Consider the following 20014-nt stretch of genomic DNA (forward strand, 5'->3'; position numbering starts at 1 on the left):
CCGGCGGACCGGTGCACGCACCTGGAGGACGGAGGGCGCGCTCATTATAGTCCGTTCCTCACCCGCTTCCGAAGCGGGCGTCCGGAGATGGCCTCCCTATTTTATTGTCGTCTTCCGTGGGCCCCCGGGCGGCAGAAACCGCTCGAGGGGACAGCCCTGGCAGAGCGGGGCCTTTTTCAGACAGTGGTTCTTCGCCACCTGCACCAGCAGAGCATGGTACTCGTCGAAGACTTGGGCTGGCTTCGGGGCTGATTGGATAGAGAACTTGTCACGCTTCTTCAACGGGAGCGGCGCGCTCGGCTGGAAGCCTGATTCCTGCCATTTCCCGGCTGATTCCTGCCCCAGAGCATTCTCGAATAGTTCGCGTATCTCCTCGTACTTCTCCTTTCCCGTGAGCACAGCATGGCGCTCGAAGACACGCCGCGTGTAAGCGTCCACGACGAAAACCGGGTGCCCGCCGGCATACAGCAGGATGGAGTCGGCCGTCTCCGGGCCCACGCCGTTCAGCTCCAGCAGCTCCTCGCGCAACTTCCGCGTGGGCCGGGAGAACATCCGCGTCAGCGACCCCCCGTGACGTTTGTCCAGGTAGCCCACGAAATTCTTCAGCCGTCGTGCCTTCTGCCGGAAATATCCCGCTGGCCGGACCGGGCGTTCGAGTTCAGGCAAAGATGCGCGGCGAATGCCTTTCAGGCTGAGCAGTCCCTCTTGTCGCAGGTTGCGCAGGGCGAGTTCCACGTTGGCCCAGGCCGTGTTCTGCGTCAGATACGCCCCGAGGATCACTTCGAAGCGCGTGTGCGCCGGCCACCAATCCTGCGGGCCCCAGTGCTCGATCAGCGTCCGGAAATAGTCACGGATGCTCTGTCCCCGCTGAGCAGCTGATTTGGTATTCATTCGTCAGGGAAACCCATTAGGTACTCAGCCTAGCACCTCTCCTGTTGTTACTCTGCTTGGGGGAGGAGTCTGGAGTTACCAATCCGGCAACAATTCTGGATTGACAATTTCTGTCACCCAACATACGATTCGCCCACTCATACTTTTTGCTTTTCCCCAGACGATTTCGGGCGCAGATTGGGCGCGCAGTCCAAATCTAACGGTTGGACCAATAAGGAAACCGGGGTATGTCTCAACGGCTCGGCGATCTTCTAGTCAAAGAGAAGGTCATCACTCCTGAGCAACTCGAACAGGCGCTCAAAGTCCAGAAGGATTCCGGCTCCCGCCTGGGATCTGTACTGGTCAAGCTCGGTTTCCTGTCCGACGAGGATGTGACCAACTTTCTTTCCCGCCAGTACGGCGTGCCCGCCATTAATCTCTCGTATTTCGAGATCGATCCCTCGGTCGTCAAGCTGATCCCGCAGGAGACGGCCAAGCGCTACCAGATCTTGCCGCTCAGCCGCGTCGGGGCATCGCTGACCATCGCCATGGTGGATCCCACCAACGTCTTCGCCATGGACGACATCAAGTTCATGACCGGTTTCAACATCGAGCCGGTGGTGGCGTCAGAAAGCGCCATCATGGAGGGCATAGAGAAAGCCTACGGTTCCACCCAGCAAGAGGACCTTGACAAGGTGATGCAATCGGTCTCCGAGTACGACGCCGACGTCGAGCTCCAGGCGGAGGAGGAAGAGGTTGGGCTGTCCGAACTGGAGAAGGCGGCGGACGAGGCCCCGATTGTCAAACTCGTCAACCTGATCCTGACCGACGCGGTCAAACGCGGCGCCAGCGACATCCACATCGAGCCCTACGAGAAGGAATACCGGGTCCGCTTCCGCATTGACGGCATGCTGCAGACGATCATGACACCGCCCATCAAGCTGAAGGACGCCATCACCTCGCGCATCAAGATCATGTCCAAGCTCGACATCAGCGAGAAGCGCCTGCCGCAGGACGGACGCATCATGCTGAAGATGCAGTTGGGCGGCAAGAAGAAGCAGCTCGACTACCGCGTCAGCTGCCTGCCCACGCTGTGGGGCGAGAAGATCGTCCTCCGATTGCTCGATAAGGAGAACCTGCGCCTCGACATGACCAAGCTCGGATTCGAGCAGGAATCTCTGACCAAGTTCGAGAAGGCGATTCTGAAGCCCTACGGCATGGTGCTGGTCACCGGCCCCACGGGCTCGGGCAAGACCAATACTCTGTACTCCTCCATCGCGCGCCTGAATACGCCCGACACCAACATCATGACCGCCGAGGACCCGGTGGAGTTCCAGCTCGCTGGCGTCAACCAGGTGCAGATGAAGGAGCAGATCGGCCTGAACTTCGCGGCGGCGCTGCGCTCCTTTCTGCGCCAGGACCCGAACATCATCCTGGTGGGCGAGATCCGCGACTTCGAGACGGCGGAAATCGCCATCAAGGCCGCCCTCACCGGACACCTGGTGCTTTCCACGCTGCACACCAACGGCGCACCCGAGACCATCAGCCGCCTCATGAACATGGGCATCGAGCCGTTCTTGGTCGCGACCTCGGTGCACATGATCGTGGCCCAGCGCCTGGTGCGGCGCGTCTGCAAGGATTGCGCCGAGGCGCTCGACCTGCCGCCCCAGACTTTGATCGAAGCGGGCTACACACCCGATGAGTCGAAGACGGTCAAACCCAAGAAGGGCAAGGGCTGCGCTACCTGTAACAACACCGGCTACAAGGGCCGCTGCGGATTGTACGAAGCCATGGAAGTGGACGACGAGCTGCGGGAACTCATCCTGGTCGGGGCCTCGGCCGTCGAGTTGAAGAGGAAGGCCATCGAGCGCGGCATGATCACGCTGCGCCGGAGCGGGCTCATCAAGGTCATGAACGGCGAAACCACGCTGGAAGAGGTTGCGCGCGAGACCGTGCACTGATTGTCTTGAGGAAGGGAAGCGACACGACCTATGGCTGTCACGCTTAGCGATCTGTTGAAGAAGATGTTGGAGATGAGCGGCAGCGATCTCCACTTAACCACCAACTCGCCACCGCAGGTGCGCGTCCACGGTCACCTGACGCCGCTCGACATGCCGCCGCTGAGCGCCCCGGAGACCAAGCAGCTGGCCTACAGCGTCCTGACCGACGCCCAGAAGCATCGCTTCGAGGAGAACCTGGAGCTGGACTTCTCCTTCGGACTCAAGGGCCTGGCTCGCTTCCGCGGCAACTGCTTCAACCAGCGCGGCGCCGTGGGCGCGGTATTCCGCGTCATCCCCTTCGAGATCAAGTCGTTCCAGCAGCTCGGTCTGCCGCCGGTGGTGGCCAAGCTGTGCGAGAAGCCGCGCGGCCTGGTGTTGGTGACCGGCCCCACCGGTTCGGGGAAGTCCACCACGCTGGCGGCCATGATCGACAAGATCAACACCGAGCGCCACGACCACATCATCACCATCGAGGATCCCATCGAGTTCGTCCACCAGCACAAGAGCTGCCTGGTGAACCAGCGCGAAGTGCACTCCGATACCAAGTCGTTCACCGATGCGCTGCGCGCCGCCCTGCGCGAGGACCCAGACGTGGTGCTGATCGGCGAGATGCGCGACCTGGAGACCATCGAAGCGGCGTTGCGCATCGCCGAGACCGGCCACCTCACTTTTGGCACCTTGCACACCAATTCGGCCGCATCCACCATCAACCGTGTGATCGACGTGTTCCCCTCGCACCAGCAGTCGCAGATCCGCGCGCAACTGTCGCTGGTCCTAGAGGGCATCCTCTGCCAGGCGCTGCTGCAAAAGGTCGGCGGACAAGGCCGGGCCATGGCCATGGAGATCATGGTGCCCAACGCCGCCGTCCGCAACCTGATCCGTGAAGACAAGATCCACCAGATCTATTCGGCGATGCAGTCGGGCCAGGACAAGTTCGGCATGCAGACGTTCAACCAGTCGCTGGCGACGTTGTTTTTCCAAAAGCAGATCACGATCGAGACGGCAATGCAGCGCTCGTCCATGGCGGACGAATTGCAAGAGATGATCAACCGGGGCGCGGGCCTGACCAAGTCGGCCGGTGCGGCCCAAGTACGCAAGTAGATGTAGCCCCGGGCTTGAGCCCGGAGTTGCGCCGCGTTCGCGCGACGCAAGGGGAGGTCAAAGATGCCAGTTTTTACATTCAGCGGCAAGGACGCCGCCGGCAACAAGGTATCGGGCGAGCGGGTCGCCGAGAATAAGCAGGTTCTCGCCGCCAACCTGCGCCGCGAGCGCATCCAGAACCCGGTCATCAAGGAGAAGGGCAGGGAATTTGTCATGCCCACCTTCGGGTCGACCAAAGTGGCGACCAAGGACATCGCCATCTTTTTCCGGCAGTTCTCGGTCATGATCGACGCCGGCCTGCCTCTGGTGCAGTGTCTGGAGATCCTCGGCGCGAATCAGGAGAACCCTGCCTTCCAGAAGTGCCTGACCGGCGTGCGGACCACGGTCGAGGGGGGCTCCACCCTGGCCAACGCCATGCGCGCCTACCCCAAGATCTTCGACGACCTGACCACGAACATGATCGAAGCCGGCGAGACCGGCGGTATTCTCGACGTCATCTTGCAGCGCCTTGCCGCCTACGTCGAGAAGGCGGTCAAGCTGAAATCGGCCGTCAAGTCGGCCATGATCTACCCCGTCTCCGTCATCTCGATCGCGGTGCTGGTGGTCGGTGCCCTGCTGAAGTTCGTCGTACCCATTTTCGCCAACCTGTTCATGGGCTTGGGCGTGGCCCTGCCGCTGCCGACGCGTGTGACCATGGGTCTGAGCGCGTTCGTCGGTCAGTTCTGGTGGTTCATGATATTGGGCCTGGTCGGGCTCTTCTTCGGCATCAAACAGGTGCGCAAGAGCCCGAAGGGCAAGTACATCCTCGATAAACTCTTGCTCAACCTGCCGGTCCTCGGCATGCTGCTGCGCAAGATCGCGGTGGCGCGGTTTACGCGCACGCTCGGCACCCTGATCACTTCGGGCGTGCCCATCTTGGAGGGTCTCTCGATCACGGCTCGCACCTCCGGCAACGCCGTCCTGGAAGAGGCGCTGATGAAGGTGCGCAAGGCGATCGAGGAGGGCCGCACCATCGTGGACCCGCTGAGGGAATGCGGAGTCTTTCCCAACATGGTGACGCAGATGATCGGCGTCGGCGAGGCCACGGGCGCCATGGACAACATGCTGCAGAAGATCGCCGACTTCTATGAGGACGAAGTGGACGCCGCCACCAAGGACATGCTGACCCTGCTGGAACCGGTCATGATCGCCTTCCTCGGCGTGGCCGTCGGCGGCATCGTCATCTCGCTGTACATGCCGCTGTTCGCCATGATCGGCAAACTGGCCGGATAGAGCAGCTCACAATGCGGCTCTGGCCGCTCCAACAAGATGCGGGACGAGCACGGCCCTGTAACGCCGCGCTCGTTCCCTGCGACTCACGACGCGCGGCCCGTGGCCCTGCCGCCCGCTGGTGAGGCTGGGGACGGATGGGAACCGAATTCAACGAACGGTCCTGGCTGGCATGGCTGGTCAAGGTTCGCATCATCATCATCACCTTCCTGGTGGGCATCGAGCTCGCCATCACCCGCCTGACCCCCACGGCGGTCCCGGAACGGATCTTCATCGTCATCATCCTGCTGTGGTACACGATTTCCGTCTTCTTCGTCCTGCTGCTCAGCCTCTGGACCGACTACCGCCTGCAATCGAAGATCCAGATCCTCACCGACCTGGCCTTTTCGACCGCCATCATCTACGTCACCGGCGGCATCGACACCTCTTTCAACTTTTTGTACCCGCTGGTGATCATCGTCGCCAGCATCCTGCTGTCTCGCGCCTGGGCTTACCTGACGGCAGCGCTCTCCTTCATCGCCTTCGGCGCCCTGTTGGAGCTCTCCTACTTCGACAAGATCCACTCCTACTCTGTCACCCATCCTGACCTGAAGTCGCTGCAGGCAACTATCCTCATCAACCTGTTTGCCTACACCGCCATCGCTTACCTGTCGAGCAACCTGAGCAACAAGTTGCGTCAGGCCGACGTCGAACTGGCGGACAAGAGCGGCGCCCTCATCAGTCTCCAGGCGCTGCACGAGAACATCATCAACTCGATGACCGGTGGACTCATCACCACCGACCTCGAAGGCCGGATCACTCTCCTCAACGCGCCCGGCCAGAGACTCCTGGAACGCCGCGCCTCGGAGGTATTCGACTGGCCGGTCGCGGAGCTGTTCCTAGACCGGCTTCCAACGGTGGGTTCCACGGCCACCCACGGAGAGGTGCGGTCGGTCACCCCGGCGGGCGCGGAAAAACACTTTGCGGTCACGGTCGCGGCGCTGGACGTACCGGAGCGCGGCATTCTGGGCTACGTGTACACCTTTGCGGACCTGACGGAAGTGCGCCGGCTGGAGCGCGAAGTGCGCATGCGCGACCGTCTTTCCGCTGTCGGACGCATGGCCGCCGGCATCGCCCACGAGATCCGCAATCCCCTGGCCTCGATCGCAGGATCGGTGAAGGTTCTAGCCGACATTTCCACGCTCAATGAGGAGCAACACACGCTGGTGGACATCGTCACTCGCGAGTCTGGCCGCCTGAATCAGATCATCTCCGACTTCCTCATCTATTCGCGGGACAAGAGCTACCGCTTCACGGTGCTCGATCTGGTGTCGCTCCTCGAGGACACACTCACCCTGCTGGAGAACCGGCATGAATCCGGTTCCGCCCCGGTAAAGGTGGAGCGGCGCTTCGCTGCCCGCGAGGCATTTTCCGCGGTGGATGGCGACCGCATGAAGCAGGTGTTCTGGAATATCTGCGAGAATGCGGTCCGTGCCATGCCCGGCGGCGGCACCCTCACCGTTTCACTTGCCGAATCGGGCGACTTCTGGCGGATCATCTTCGCCGACACCGGCCAGGGTCTCTCGTCGCAGCAGATGGAGAAGATCTTCGAGCCGTTCCAGTCGGAATTTGACGGCGGCACAGGCCTGGGACTGGCCATCGTGTACCAGATCGTGCAGGCGCACGACGGGAAGATCTCGGCGCAGTCGCCGCCCGGCGGTGGCGCCGAATTCGCCCTGGAACTCAAGCGGGCCCCCAGCCCGGAGCAGCCGCCGAGGGCAGAAGCGACGGTGGCCCATGGCTAGCATCCTCGTCTGCGACGACGAGCGCTCCATCTGCGGGGTCCTGGAGATCGCCCTGCGCAAGCAGGGACACCGGGTGGAGACCGTCAACTCCGGGGACGCGGCCAAGAAGAAGCTGGATTCCGCTATCTACGACGTGGTGGTCACAGACATCAAAATGCCGCACACCGACGGCATCGAAGTGATGCGCCATGCGCGCCGCGTCTCGCCCGACTCCGCGGTGGTGCTGATGACTGCCGTGGGGGAGCTGGAGACGGCGATCGAGGCGGTGCGATCCGGGGCCTTCGATTACATCATCAAGGAACCGGGGCACATCGAGAAGATCAACCTGGCAGTCGCCCACGCCCTGGAGACCGTAGGGCTGCGTCGGCAGAACTTCGCCTACCGTCGCGACGCCGCCGTGCGCAACTCGCTGGACAACATCGTGGGCGCCAGCCCCGCCATGGAGAAGCTGAAGGAAACCGTCCGCACTGTCTCCTCCACGGCCAGCACCGTGGTCATCTTTGGGGAGAGCGGCACGGGTAAGGAGCTGGTGGCGCGCGCCGTTCACGCTTGCTCCCCGCGCTCGGCGGAGCCGTTCGTCTCCATCAATTGCGGCGCGTTTCCGGAGACCCTGCTGGAAAGCGAGCTTTTCGGCTACATGAAGGGGTCCTTCACGGGCGCGACCCAGAACAAGCGTGGCCTGTTCGAGGTGGCCAACGGCGGAACCCTTTTTCTGGACGAGATCAGCGAGATGTCCTTGGCCATGCAGGTCAAGCTCCTGCGCGTGCTTCAGGAGCGCGTCTTGCGCCCCATCGGCGGCACCGCCGAGGTAGCCATCGACGTCCGCCTCATCGCCGCCACCAACAAGGACCTGGAACGCCTGGTGGCCGAGGGACAGTTCCGCGAGGACCTCTACTACCGTATCAGCGTCATTCCCATCCGGGTGCCGCCTCTGCGCGATCGTCGTGAAGACATCCCCGTCCTGACCAACCATTTCCTGAAGAAGTACGTGACCGTAGCGGGGAAGGGCATTACCCGCATCGTGGCGGAATCGCTCCACGGGTTACTGGAATACGATTGGCCGGGGAACGTGCGCCAGCTTGAGAACACCATCGAGCGTGCCGTGGCCCTGGAGAGCGGCAACGAGCTGCACGTGGAAACTCCCCAGGAGCGGCCGCGTCCCCGCGCCGCCGCTGCCGACGGCGATTTGCCCCCCGTCTGGAGCGTTCCCAGCGAGGGCGTGGACATGGAGCGCTACATCGCGGAGATCGAGCGTACCCTCATCACCAACGCCCTGAAGCAGTCCAACGGGGTACAGACCAAGGCCGCGGAAATGTTAAAGTTGTCCTATAGGTCATTCCGCCATCTGATTAAAAAATACGGTATTTAGCATCCGCTATTTCTTCTGTTGGCGGAGCTGCTGCTTCCAGCCCAGGATGCGTGCCTTATTTCCCTCGGCCTCGGCTTCGGGGATCATCCCTTTCTTCTGGTAGAGGATGGAAAGGCTGGTATGGGCCAGGATGTCGTCCGGGTCGAGCTCGGCAATCTTTTTCGCGATCTGGATGGCTTCGTCGAAGCGCTCCGTATCCTGATAAGCGCGCGCCAGCCCGTGCAGCGCGTCGGTGAAGGCGGGATCGATCGCGATGGACTGGCGGTACTCCGCGATGGCCTCCTGGTGCTTGCCCTCGGCGAATAGGTCCAGCGCAGCGTAATAATGGTCTTCGGCTTTCGGATCAGCCATTCGTAGGAATTGTAGTTTGTAATTCGAAATTTGTAATTTCGGTACGGTGCCGCCGCTACGTCCTTTCCAAATTACCAATTACCGATTACAAATTGGATAGATGCGCTACATCCTCCGCTTTCTCTGGAACGCCACCCGCGGACACCGGCTCGCGCCGTGGCGCAGTCCCTACCTGCGCTGGCGCATCGAAACCTATACCGGCCTGAAGATGAACCAGGTTGGCTTCTTCGAATTCTGGGCGTTCGCGTGGAAAGAGAGGGTGGAGCTGATCCGCTTCCTGAAGTGGACGGCGCGCATGGACCAGTACGCGCGACCGAAACCCAAAAATCCCTGAGCACTAGCCCGTCGACGCCACCGCATGCACATCCTCAAACAGCACTCCCACTTCGCTGCCCTTCTCGGCTCCGACCGCGCGATTGGCAGCGCCGCGGTTGGTGGCGATCTCCAGGTATCCCATGCTGCCCAGGATGCCGAACACCTCACCCGGCGTGCCCTGCGCGTAGACGGCCTTCATTCTTGTGACCTCGTGCTTGCCGACCAGGATCTTGAACGGCGGCGGCTCCTCGTCGAATAGATGAGGGACTTCCTTGGGCGTCAGGTTGGTGATCAGGTTGCCGTAGTGATCCACCTTGAGCACGATGCCCTTCATGAGCTTCTCATTCACCGCTTTCGGCTTGGGGGCGGCGAAGCGGACGAAATCGGTGATCTCGTCGCCAAACTTGGTGACCTCCACGCCCTTGCTCAGCCAGCCGGCCACCGCGGCGAACACGTCGCGCCCGTGGAAGGTATGGCTCACGGGTTGGAGGAAGTAATGCTCCGCGGTGATGTGACGCACCAGGAGCCGCTCCTCGCGCTCGTACACCAGGGACAACACACCGTTATCCGGCGCCAGGAAAATATGCTTCTCCACCGACACCAGGAGCGGGCGGCGCGTGGTGCCCACGCCCGGGTCCACGATCACCAGGTGCACCGTGTTGGCGGGAAAGTAGCGGTAGGACTGCAGGACCGTCAGCGCGCCGTCCAAGATGTCGTACGGCTGCACTTGGTTGCAGATGTCCACGATCTTGGCGTCGGGATTGATGGTATTGATCACGCCCTTCATGGTTCCGACGAAGTGGTCCGAAGACCCGAAGTCCGTCGTGAACGTGACCATGCGCTGCAAGGATGCCAAAGGGAGCCCCCTGTTCCTGCGGGTTTTCGAGCGTGTCGGAAAGTAACGCGCCGGATAACGAAAGTCAATGCTTTGCGGCTAGAATGCCACGCCGGAGGCCATTATGCACAGGTTCGCCGCCATCCTTGTAGTGTTGTCGCTGATTACCGCCGCAGCCGGTCACGAGAGGAAGAGGAACACAGAAGCGGACAAGGCCGCGCTGCGTCAGACCGAGCTTGACTTCGCCCAGGCCTTCGCCGATCGCAACGTCGCGAAGTTCGCCTCCTTCCTCTCGGAGGACGCCCGCTTCACCGGCGGCGGCAAAGTGACGCAGGGCAAGGCCGCCATTCTCGACCAATGGTCGAAGATGATGCAGAATCCCAACCTGACCCTGACCTGGGCGCCCGACATGGTCGAGACCTCCGCGGGCGGCGACCTGGGTTATACCAGCGGTACTTACGAAGCCACGGTCAAGCGGCCGGACGGAACCACTTCCAGCGAACGCGGGAGGTTCGCCTCGGTGTGGCGCCGCCAGACCGACGGCAGGTACCGCATCGTCTTCGACATCGGCAGCGCCGAAGAGCAGTCCCCCGCGCCACCCAAGCAGTAGTCGCAAACACCACGGAGTGGGAATCTGGCCGCGCGCCCCTGACTCTCGGCTGCTGCCTCCTACGGCTGCACACCCAGCTGCCAGAACAGGAACGAATACACGTCCGTCGATTCCTCCACCTGCTTGCTGACCGGCTTGCCCTGGCCGTGTCCCGCCTTAGTCTCGATCCGCAGCAGGATAGGCCTGTTTCCGCCGTTCGCCGCCTGCAAGCGAGCCGCCATCTTCTTGGCGTGCATGGGGTCGACCCGTGTGTCGGTGTCGGCGGTCATGAAAAGCACCGCGGGGTATTTGGTGCCCTCTTTCACGTGGTGATACGGCGAGTAGGCATAGAGCCATTCGAACTGTTTGGGGTCGTCCGACGAGCCGTATTCCGCGATCCATAGCTTGGCGATCTGGAAGTTCTGGTAGCGGAGCATGTCCAGCAGCGGCACCGCGCAGACTACCGCCTTGTACAGATCCGGACGCTGAGTCAGCGCCGCGCCCACCAGCAGCCCGCCATTGCTTCCGCCCGAGATGGCGAGGTGGTCCTTGTCCGTGTACTTTTCCTGGATCAGGTACTCGGCAGCGGCGATGAAGTCGTCAAAGACGTTCTGTTTGTTTCCCAGCATGCCGGCGCGGTGCCAGTCCTCGCCGAACTCGGAGCCGCCGCGGAGCTGCGCGTCGGCATAGATCCCCCCGCGCTCGAGGAACAGATAGACGCCGCGGTTGAACACCGGCGTGCGGCTGATATTGAATCCTCCGTATCCGCTCAGCAGAGTAGGGGCATGGCCGGTCTTGCTCAGGCCTTTCTGATGGACCAGGAACATCGGCACCTTGGTGCCGTCCTTCGAGGTGAACCAGACCTGCTCGACCTCGTACTTCGAGGGATCCACTTGCGCCTCGACCTTGCCCCACAGCGTCGCCTTGCCGCTGTCTTTGGCCGGCACCGGCTGCAGATCGACGTGGTAGACGCTCGGCGGGACCGTGTAGGAGTGGAAGCCAAAGAACGCGTCAGAGTGATCGAACTTTCCCCCAATCCCGGTAATGCTGCCGATAGTCGGCATGGGGATGTCAACGGCCTGACCGCCGGCGAGGGGGAAGACTTTCAGCAGCGAGTGCGCGTTCTCCTCGTATTGGGCGACGATCCGCCCGCCGAACACGTGTGTGTCCGTCAGCACCGCATCGCCCTGCGGGATGAGTTCCTTCCAGTTCTCCCGCTGGGGTTTCACCGCATCCACCACATACACACGGTACCGCGGCGCGTCTTCGTTGGTGTGAATGTAGAGCTTGCCCTTGTACACAGTGCCTTCATAGAGAAATGTCTTGCCTTCGGCGACGGGCACCGGCGGGGCGTCCGACTTGCGGTCCTTGATGTACATCTCCGACTTCGCCCAGCCCTGGAAGACGGTGATTAGCAGCCAGCGGTCGTCATCGGAGAGCGAAACTGCGGGGACGTCCTGCGGGTTGCGGCCCTCGCCGAAAATCAGCGGGTCCTTGGCCGGATCGGAACCGAGGTCGTGGAAGAAGACCTTGCTGTAGTAGACCTCTTCCCCGGGCGCGACTTCGCCCTTCTTCGGGTGCCGCGTGTAGTAGAAGCCAGAGTTGTCCTTCAGCCACGATACGCTGGAGAAGCGCGTTCGCTCGATGGCCTCCGGTAGTTCCTTGCCGGTCGCGGTCTCGATGACGTGCAGCGTGCTCTCTTCTGAGCCGTTGGGACTGGTGCCGTACGCCACGTACTTCCCGTCATGCGAGGCGTACCACCAATCGAGCGCGACCAGGGCGTCTTTCGACATCTGGTTCACGTCCACCAGAGGGCGGTCCTGCCCCCTCATGCCCTTGCGGACGTAAAGAACCGGCTGGTTCTGCCCGGCGTCGCGCCGCGTGTAGAAAATCCATTCGCCTCCCACCTGCGGCGTGCCCAGGGTCCCGATGGCCAGCAGTTCCGCCAGCCGCGCGTGGATCTTGTCGCGCCCGGGCAGCGGATCGAGCAGGCTGCGCGTGTACGCCATTTCGTCCGCGACATATTTCTGGGTCTCCGGGCTCTTGGCGTCTTCCATCCAGCGGTAAGGGTCGACGATGGTCTTCCCGTGGATGGTTTCGGTCACCGGCTCGACCTTCGCCTTTGGGGGCGGAGGCATCTTGCCGGTGTCAGGATCATGGCCATCGGCCCCGGCTGCGGCCGTTCCCACCACCATCAATGCAATGAGCAGCAAACGCACTCCTTCTCGCATCCCATCACCTCGGTTGAAGAACTCGGTTCTGGTTTGGACTTGCACGAATCCAAAAGGGTATCAAAACTGGCCCTCGCGAGCGGTTGGATGGATGCGGGCTCTTACGCTATACTGAAATTCGAGGACACGTGTCCTCACCACTCCTCAGTAGCTCAATGGCAGAGCATCCGGCTGTTAACCGGAGGGTTGTAGGTTCGAGTCCTACCTGAGGAGCCATTTCTTTTTGTGAGAAGAACCGTTCCCGCCAAAGTCTTAGAATGACCACGCTTGCCATCTCCGGCTGAATCCGACCGGCTGCGCGTGGTGCTGGTGGCGACGCGCAACCCTCTCAACATCGGCGCCACCGCCCGCGCCATGAGCAACTTCGGTTTCCGCCGGTTGCGGCTGGTGAATCCCTACGAGCCGTCATTCCGCGAGGCGCGCTCGGCCGTGGGCGCGTCGGCGCTGCTGGCCGGCGCGGAGGAATTCAAGAGCGTCGCCGAAGCCGTCGCCGACTGCACCCTGGTGGTCGGAACCACCGCGGGCGGCCGCCGGGAATCGCAACACCCGCTTCGCCGCCTGGAACAGGGTGCGCGCCTGATCCGCACGCGACTCACCTCCGGCCCGGTCGCCATCTTGTTTGGGTCCGAGAAGCGCGGCCTCTCCAACGAAGACCTCAGCCACTGCCACTGGCTGATGCGCATCCCCACACGAGAGGAACACGGGTCGATGAACCTGGGGCAGGCGGTGGCGGTCTGCCTCTACGAACTGGCGCGTGATGTGAACGAAAAGCCTGGAGTGGAAAGGGAAAAGCGTGCGACCGCGGGCGAAGTAGAGCGCATCACCGCAGCCTTACTCGATGCGCTGCGGGAGAGCGGTTACTTGAAGCCGCGCGCGGCCCAGCCATCTGAGGACAAAGTTCGCCGCCTGGTCCGGCGGCTCGAACTCAGAGCCGATGACGCCGAAATCTGGCTCGGCATGCTGCGGCAGATCCTGTGGAAGCTCCGCTCGGGAAAGTTAACCTGACACAATCAGGTTCTCTGCATCAAACCGGCGATCAGTTTGGGCGTCATTCTCGTGGTGAGCTGGTCGGCAGGCGTAGGCGCAGATTCGCCGAAAGCGGCGACCTTCCACGGGGAGATCTCCGACAGCTCGTGCGCGATGAACGTGCACTCCTTGAGCAACTCTCATGAGGAGATGCTCAAAAAGAAGACGACCGGCACCGATCCGCCACGATCAATATGGTCTCGATCGAGCGCGAGACGCGCAAGCAGTAGCCACCCGGCTATGCTTTGACCTTCTCCGGGAAACCTTTCAGCAACTTCCGGACCTTGGGCGCGACCACGAACTGGCAGTACGACTGGGCCGGGTTGTTAGCGAAGTAGTTCTGGTGGTAGTCCTCGGCGACGTAGAACTGCGAGGCGGGCTCAACAGCCGTGACCACGGGGTCCGGCATTTTGTGGGCTCCGTCCAGGTCGGCGATCGCCTGTTCGGCTCGGCGGCGCTGCTCCTCCGACAGATAGAAGATGACGGACCGGTACTGTGTCCCGAAATCGTTGCCTTGCTGGTTCAATGTGGTCGGGTCATGGATGGCGAAGAACACATCCAAAAGGTCCTTGTAGCTGACCGCCGCGGGGTCGAAGGTCACGCGTACGACTTCCGCGTGGCCGGTCAAGCCGGAGCAGACCTCGCGGTATGCCGGGTTCTTGACGTGGCCGCCCATGTATCCCGACTCGGCCGCACTCACTCCCTGCACGCGAGCGAACACAGCCTCCAGGCACCAGAAACAGCCTCCACCGAAGATGGCAGTTTGCATTTCAGACATACAGATTCGATGACGAACCAGCCCGAAAGTTCCGGGGATGATGACCGGATGGTCGCAGCCGCCTTCACCATCGAGCAGGTGCTATCCCGTCAGAGGTTCTTCTTCCAGAAGTCCAGCATCGCCTTGTCGCGGTGGACCTTGGCGGGTGTGTCTACAAAGCCGTGCTTGCGCATGGGATAGAGCATCACCTGGTAAGGCTTGCCCGCCTTGATCAGCGCGTCGATGAAAGCGTGCTCGTTCTGCGGGTGGACGTTGTCGTCGTACGTGCCGTAGATGATCAGCAACGCGCCGTGCAGGTCGCCTGCAACCTTCACCAAGGACGACCGGTCATAAGCCTCTACATTGTCCTGGGGCAGCTTCATGAGCGCTTCCGCCCACTTGGAATCGTAGTAGCGCCAATCGGTGACCGGGGCGCCGGAGATCCCGGCCTTGAACTCCTGCGAGTGGGTCATGAGGCTGAGCGTCATGGTGCCGCCGCCGCTCCAGCCCCACACGCCGACGCGGTCGACGTCGACCCAGGGCTGCGACTTCAACCAGCGCACGCCGGCGAGCTGGTCTGCGGTCTCCGGTGCGGGAGACTTCAGCAGAATGATGTTTTCCAGGCGCTTGCTGATGGCGGTCGCGGACCGGTTATCGATGCTGACCACGACGAAGCCTTCGCGGAGCAGCAGATTGTCAAAGAAAATTCCGGACTGCCAGGCATTCTTAACCGTGGGCGCCGAGGGCCCGCCGTAGATGTGAAGGATGACGGGATATTTGCGAGCGGGATCGAAGCCTTTGGGTTTCATGATCTGCGCCGGCATGGGGAACCCGTCGGTGGCGGGGATGGTGAGAAGCTGGGGATACTGCAAGTCGAAGGCGGCAAGCAATTCGGTGCGCGGCGGCGCGATGGTGGCACGCAGCTCGCCGCCGGCAGCGTGCAGTCGCAGGGCCGGAAGCGTTCGGATGTTGGAGCAAGTATCAAAATAGAAGCGCGTGTCCGGCGACATGCTGATGCCGTGCGTCCCGGGCTCAGTGTCGATCCGCATCAGCCCGCTGCCGTCGTCCTTGATGCGATAGAAGTGCCGCTCGACGGAGGAATCCTTGAGCGCGGTGAAGTAGATCCAGCCGTTCTTATCGTCCACTCCGACGATGGACTGGTGCACCCAAAAGGCGACGCCTCCCGATGAAGCCACCGCCCAGTCGCCCTTGGTGACTTGGTTCTCCAGCGTGCCGTCCATGCGGTAGCGATAGAGGTGCATGAAGCCGTCGCGCTCCGAGGCCCACAAGAAATGCTTTCCGTCGCGGAGGAACCTGAGGTCGTCGTTGACGTTGACCCATGCGGGATCGGTTTCAGTCAGGGCACGCTTCGCGGCGCCAGTCGTCCGGTCAGCGAAGTAGAGCCCGAGCTCGGTCTGGGCGCGGTTCATGGCAGTCACGCTGACGGTGCGCGAATCGGGGAGCCACTTCACCCGCAAGATCCACTCGTACGGCTTGTCGGAGATGGAGACCCAGCGCGGGCTGGGATCGGCGATCTCGGCGATGCCGACGCGCACGGCAGGATTCTTCTCTCCCGCTTTCGGGTAGGGCTGGCGGATGACCTTCTGGTCCACCGGCGCGAAATCCACAAACAGGCTCACAGGTACCTGTGATTCGTCCGTCTGCAGGAAAGCGATGGCCTTGGAATCGGGCGACCACCAGTAGCCCGTATCGTGCCGGCCAAAGATCTCCTCCCAGTAAACCCACGAGAGCGTCCCGTTCAGCATGGTCTCGGAGCCGTCCTGGGTGAGGCGCTTCTCCTGCCCTCCCGCGATGTCGTAGACATAAATGTCACTGTTGCGAATGAACGATACGAGGCGACCATCGGGGGAGAACTCGGCGTCCTTCTCCTCCGTCGGAGTGTTGGTGATGCGCGTGAATGTGGCAGAAGCGAAATCAAGGAGGAATACGTCTCCCTTGAAGATGTAGAGCGCCTTCAGACCGGCGCGGTCGAATGACCGCGGCCATTCGAGTGCTTTCTTCATGTCCACGTTCGGGGCTAAAGCGTTCAGGGACGCCACCGCCTTTGCCATGTCGAGGATGGGGTGTCGCGCACCGGTAGCTGGGTCGAGCTTCTCGAAAGTGCGTTGGGCCGGGGGCCGACTCGTGTCATAGAGGATGGCGGTGCCATCCTCCAACCAGACGTGTGATGGCACGCGAGCTACCCTGCTGCCTTCTTCGCTGTAGATCCATTCAACGGTGAGCGGCTGTTGCTGTGCGGTGCTGGCACAGGCCAGCAGGATGATTGCGGCAGAAATGAACAGCGCGATCCTGGGGATGCGCATACCAACCTCCGGGTGCTCTTGTTTATTCTTCATCGCTGGTGACCCCGCCTGCCGACGATTCGGCCGAATTCTCCCCCGCGGGGACGGAGAAGTTCAGTTCGGGCAGGTTGGAATCGCGGAGCTGCCGGTTGAGGGCAGGGATGTCGCGGGAACTGAATTCACTCCACTGCGCCAACAGGCTTGCCAACGCTTTCCGCCGGTCGGCGGCGGCTGCGGCCTGCTGCGTCGTGGGCGCGACGTCGGCGTTTTGCAGCATGCGCAGGAGGGTCCTGAGCCGGCCGCGAACGCTAGCAAAAGAGTCGGCAGCAGCCGTAGGACGAGTCGGACGGCCCTCTTCGTTGCCTTCCAGCGCCTCCGCTTTCTTGTCGGCGGCGGCGACGGCCGCGGCGACCGCGTCCTGCCCGGCGCGCTCCTTCAGCCCTCGCAACTGCGTGCGGATGTGATGGAGCTGTGCCGCCGCGGGCGCGCTCGCTACCAGGTCGTCGTACACCGCCTTGGAGAGCGTGAATTGCTGCTCGAGCCCAGCGGATGGAGTCTTCACCCGCGGGTCCATCCTTACGGTGAGCGGCTGCGTGTAGCTCTTCCCACTGACCGTGAGCCGGACTGTGTACTGCCCGGGCATGACCCACGGCGCCGTCACTTGCGGAACCGTTTTCCGATACACGGCCGAGATCGGATACGGCGGCTTCGATCCGGGCACTGGCGGGTAATGCATGTCCCAGAGGAAGCGGTGGAATCCGATCTCGCCGGACAGCCCTTGCGGAGGCCGCAGCCAATATTTCGGGATCGCCAGCATGGGGTCGATGGCGGGGACGGGGTCGGCGCTCGAGTAGCGCCGCACCAGCTTGCCCGAGCTGTCGAGGATCTCCAATGTCACCGGCCCGGTAGCGTTGGAGTTGAGGACGTAGTCGAAAATGGCGCCATCGGGCGGGTTCTCGCCGGCGGGGAAGTCGGGCGGGAGCGGCGTGTCGCTGGCCATACTCCATCGCACGCGGGTGGCGACCTGCGGTTTGAACAGGAAGGCGGCGGTCTGGATGGCGATGTCGAGCTGGCGCAGGGGCGTGATGTTGTCCAGGATCCAGAAGCCGCGCCCGTGAGTGGCCGCGATCAGGTCGTCGTCTTTGATGGTGAGGTCGCGCACCGAAGTCGCCGGCATGTTGAGGCGCAGAGATTGCCAATGGTCGCCGTCGTCGAACGAGACCAACACCTGGCGCTCGGTGCCGGCGAAGAGCAGACCCTTGCGCTTTGGGTCTTCGCGCACGGCGTTCACGTTCTCGCGGTCAGGGATGTCGTTCGCGATCGCCGTCCAGGTCTTGCCGCCGTCGCGCGTACGGTAGATGTAGGGCTTGGGATCGTCGAGGCGGATCGTGTTGATCGCGGCGTAGGCGGTCTGCGGATCAAAGTGGCTGGCCTCGAGCACCGACACCTTCGCCCAGGACACGAGCTGCGGGGGCGTGATCTCCGTCCAGTGGGCGCCACCGTCGGTGGTGAGGTGGATCAGACCGTCGTCGGTCCCGGCCCAAATGCGATTGATGTCGAGCGGCGAGGGCGCGACGGCATAGATGACCCCGCGCTGCATCGGCGTCGCTGTGGGCGTGTCGCGATACTTTCCGACGCTGGCGGGCACGGCAAAGGCCTTGCGCGTGAGGTCGGGGCTGATCTGTTGCCAGGAGTGGCCGCCGTCCCGTGTTTTCCACAGAGTGTTTGCCGCGAAGTAGAGCGTGTGCGGATCCACCGGCGAGAAGAGAACCGGCTGCGTGCGCAGCATGCGATAGTCGGGCGAGCGGAAAAGTTTGGGAAGGACGTCCTGGGCCTGGCCGGTGCGCCGGTCGTAGCGGCTGAGCTTTCCGCCGTAGACGATGTCCGGGTCCAACGGGTCGGCGACCACGTAGCCGTACTCTTCGGCGGCCACGGGGTGCCATTCGCGGATGGTGATCTCGCCGTCGTTGCCCCGGCTGGAGATGCAGACCGAGCCGCTTTCCTGCTGACCGCTGCACACACGATAGGGAAACGCATTATCGGTGCTGACGTGGTAGAGCTGGGCCGTGGGCTGGTTGTACCACGAGCTCCAGGACTCGCCACCGTTCACGGTCACGATCGCGCCCTGGTCGCCGGGGACGATGATCACGTTCGAGTTGTGAGGATCGATCCAGATGTTCTGGTAGTCATCGCCGCCGGGGGCGCCGCGGAGAGCGGTCCAGGTCTTGCCGCCGTCGGTAGACTTCCAGGTCACGATGCTGGCGCTGTAAACGATGTCCGGGTTCTTGGGATCGACCTTGGGTACCGGCAGGTCGCCGCCGCCGATGCGCGTTCCCGGACGCGTGTCGGTGGTGGCGAGGGTCCAGCTCTCGCCGGCATCGTCAGAGCGATAGACGCCGACCGAGATCCCGGCGTCATGATTGGTCGCCACCGCGGCGTAGATACGCTGCGGCTGGCTGGGCGCGATCGCCAGGTTGCTCTGCGTGACGCCCTCGGGGAGGCCCTTGGTGAGCTGCCGCCAGGTGTTGCCGCCGTCGGTAGACTTGAAAATCCCGCCGCTCGTGCCGCTCCACTGTCCGTTTTCCCACGGGCCCTCGCGCGCCTCCCACAGGGCGGCGTAGATCGTGTCCAGATTCGAAGGGTCCAGTTCGACGTCGGAGCCGCCGGTGTTCTCGTCCTTGTACAGCACCTTTTGAAAGCTTTGACCACCGTCGGTGGAACGGTAGATGCCACGCTCCTCGTTGGGCCCGTAAGGATGCCCGAGCACCGCGACGAAGAGCCGGTTGGGATCGCGGGGATCGACCGCAATGCTGGGAATCTGCTGGCCGTCGCGCAGGCCGAGGTGCGTCCAGCTTTTGCCGGAATCGGTGGACTTGTAGATGCCGTCGCCGGTCGACAGATCGGGTCGATGCAGCCCCTCGCCGCTGCCTACATAAACGATGTTCGGGTCGCTGAGGGAGACCGCGATGGCTCCGATCGAGCCCGTCGGTTGGTCGTCGAAGATTGGAGCCCAGGTGACCCCGTAGTCATTCGTCTTCCACACGCCTCCATTGCATACGCCGATGTAGAAGATGCCCGGCCGGCTGGGATCCCCGGCGACCGCGCGCGTGCGGCCGCCGCGGAATGGCCCGATCCCGCGCCAGCGCATGCCTTGTTGCACGCCGGTGGTAAGTTTCTGGGCTGTTACGGCTGCTTGGAGGAGGAAGAGACTTGC

At 62.6% G+C, this 20014-nt stretch carries 15 protein-coding genes and 1 tRNA gene; 9 read left to right on the top strand and 7 right to left on the bottom strand.

Annotated elements, in window-relative coordinates; all coding sequences use genetic code 11:
- Nucleotides 1-96 precede the first annotated feature (96 nt).
- Nucleotides 97-891, bottom strand: coding sequence for an endonuclease III domain-containing protein (locus tag LAN37_04630; GenBank protein MBZ5646492.1), 795 nt, complete (start codon nt 889-891; stop codon nt 97-99).
- Nucleotides 892-1118: 227 nt separating this feature from the next.
- Between LAN37_04630 and pilB the strand changes: the two genes are divergently transcribed.
- The 5 genes from pilB (at nt 1119) to LAN37_04655 (ending at nt 8393) form a co-directional block, all read left to right on the top strand.
- Nucleotides 1119-2831, top strand: coding sequence for a type IV-A pilus assembly ATPase PilB (pilB, locus tag LAN37_04635; protein ID MBZ5646493.1), 1713 nt, complete (start codon nt 1119-1121; stop codon nt 2829-2831).
- A gap of 30 nt (nt 2832-2861) precedes the next feature.
- Complete coding sequence (locus LAN37_04640) at nt 2862-3971, top strand: type IV pilus twitching motility protein PilT (GenBank protein MBZ5646494.1); 1110 nt, start codon at nt 2862-2864, stop codon at nt 3969-3971.
- A gap of 63 nt (nt 3972-4034) precedes the next feature.
- Nucleotides 4035-5243 (top strand): type II secretion system F family protein, encoded by a 1209-nt coding sequence (locus tag LAN37_04645; protein ID MBZ5646495.1) that lies wholly within the window; start codon nt 4035-4037, stop codon nt 5241-5243.
- 134 nt (nt 5244-5377) lie between these two features.
- Nucleotides 5378-7024, top strand: coding sequence for a PAS domain-containing protein (locus LAN37_04650; GenBank protein MBZ5646496.1), 1647 nt, complete (start codon nt 5378-5380; stop codon nt 7022-7024).
- Nucleotides 7017-8393, top strand: a complete 1377-nt coding sequence (locus tag LAN37_04655) for a sigma-54 dependent transcriptional regulator (GenBank protein MBZ5646497.1) — start codon at nt 7017-7019, stop codon at nt 8391-8393. The genes LAN37_04650 and LAN37_04655 overlap by 8 nt, the downstream gene beginning before the upstream one ends.
- Nucleotides 8394-8399: 6 nt before the next feature.
- Here LAN37_04655 and LAN37_04660 read toward each other — a convergent pair whose 3' ends face one another.
- Nucleotides 8400-8744 (bottom strand): tetratricopeptide repeat protein, encoded by a 345-nt coding sequence (locus tag LAN37_04660; GenBank protein ID MBZ5646498.1) that lies wholly within the window; start codon nt 8742-8744, stop codon nt 8400-8402.
- Nucleotides 8745-8844: 100 nt separating this feature from the next.
- Between LAN37_04660 and LAN37_04665 the strand changes: the two genes are divergently transcribed.
- Complete coding sequence (locus LAN37_04665) at nt 8845-9078, top strand: hypothetical protein (protein MBZ5646499.1); 234 nt, start codon at nt 8845-8847, stop codon at nt 9076-9078.
- Between the two features lie 3 nt (nt 9079-9081).
- Here the strand turns inward: LAN37_04665 and LAN37_04670 are convergent, their stop codons facing one another.
- Nucleotides 9082-9915 carry an SAM-dependent chlorinase/fluorinase gene (locus tag LAN37_04670; GenBank protein MBZ5646500.1) on the bottom strand — a complete coding sequence of 278 codons (834 nt, stop codon included), beginning with the start codon at nt 9913-9915 and terminating at the stop codon, nt 9082-9084.
- Nucleotides 9916-10018: 103 nt separating this feature from the next.
- Between LAN37_04670 and LAN37_04675 the strand changes: the two genes are divergently transcribed.
- Nucleotides 10019-10504, top strand: a complete 486-nt coding sequence (locus LAN37_04675; protein MBZ5646501.1) for a nuclear transport factor 2 family protein — start codon at nt 10019-10021, stop codon at nt 10502-10504.
- Nucleotides 10505-10563: 59 nt separating this feature from the next.
- On the opposite strand, the gene LAN37_04680 is transcribed toward LAN37_04675, so the two are convergent.
- Nucleotides 10564-12678 carry a prolyl oligopeptidase family serine peptidase gene (locus LAN37_04680; protein ID MBZ5646502.1) on the bottom strand — a complete coding sequence of 705 codons (2115 nt, stop codon included), beginning with the start codon at nt 12676-12678 and terminating at the stop codon, nt 10564-10566.
- A gap of 177 nt (nt 12679-12855) precedes the next feature.
- Between LAN37_04680 and LAN37_04685 the strand changes: the two genes are divergently transcribed.
- Nucleotides 12856-12930 (top strand) — tRNA-Asn (locus tag LAN37_04685).
- Between the two features lie 51 nt (nt 12931-12981).
- Nucleotides 12982-13719, top strand: coding sequence for an RNA methyltransferase (locus LAN37_04690; protein ID MBZ5646503.1), 738 nt, complete (start codon nt 12982-12984; stop codon nt 13717-13719).
- 259 nt (nt 13720-13978) lie between these two features.
- Here the strand turns inward: LAN37_04690 and msrA are convergent, their stop codons facing one another.
- The 3 genes from msrA to LAN37_04705 all read right to left on the bottom strand — a co-directional run bounded on the left by msrA (nt 13979) and on the right by LAN37_04705 (nt 19948).
- Nucleotides 13979-14518, bottom strand: a complete 540-nt coding sequence (gene msrA / locus LAN37_04695) for a peptide-methionine (S)-S-oxide reductase MsrA (protein MBZ5646504.1) — start codon at nt 14516-14518, stop codon at nt 13979-13981.
- 89 nt (nt 14519-14607) lie between these two features.
- Nucleotides 14608-16854, bottom strand: a complete 2247-nt coding sequence (locus LAN37_04700; GenBank protein MBZ5646505.1) for a DPP IV N-terminal domain-containing protein — start codon at nt 16852-16854, stop codon at nt 14608-14610.
- Nucleotides 16844-19948: a glycoside hydrolase gene (locus LAN37_04705; GenBank protein MBZ5646506.1), complete on the bottom strand. Its 3105-nt coding sequence runs from the start codon at nt 19946-19948 to the stop codon at nt 16844-16846. Before LAN37_04705 ends, LAN37_04700 begins: the two co-directional genes overlap by 11 nt.
- Nucleotides 19949-20014 lie beyond the last annotated feature (66 nt).

This window comes from Terriglobia bacterium, assembly GCA_020073495.1.
Classification (GTDB): Bacteria; Acidobacteriota; Terriglobia; order Terriglobales; family Acidobacteriaceae; genus JAIQFD01.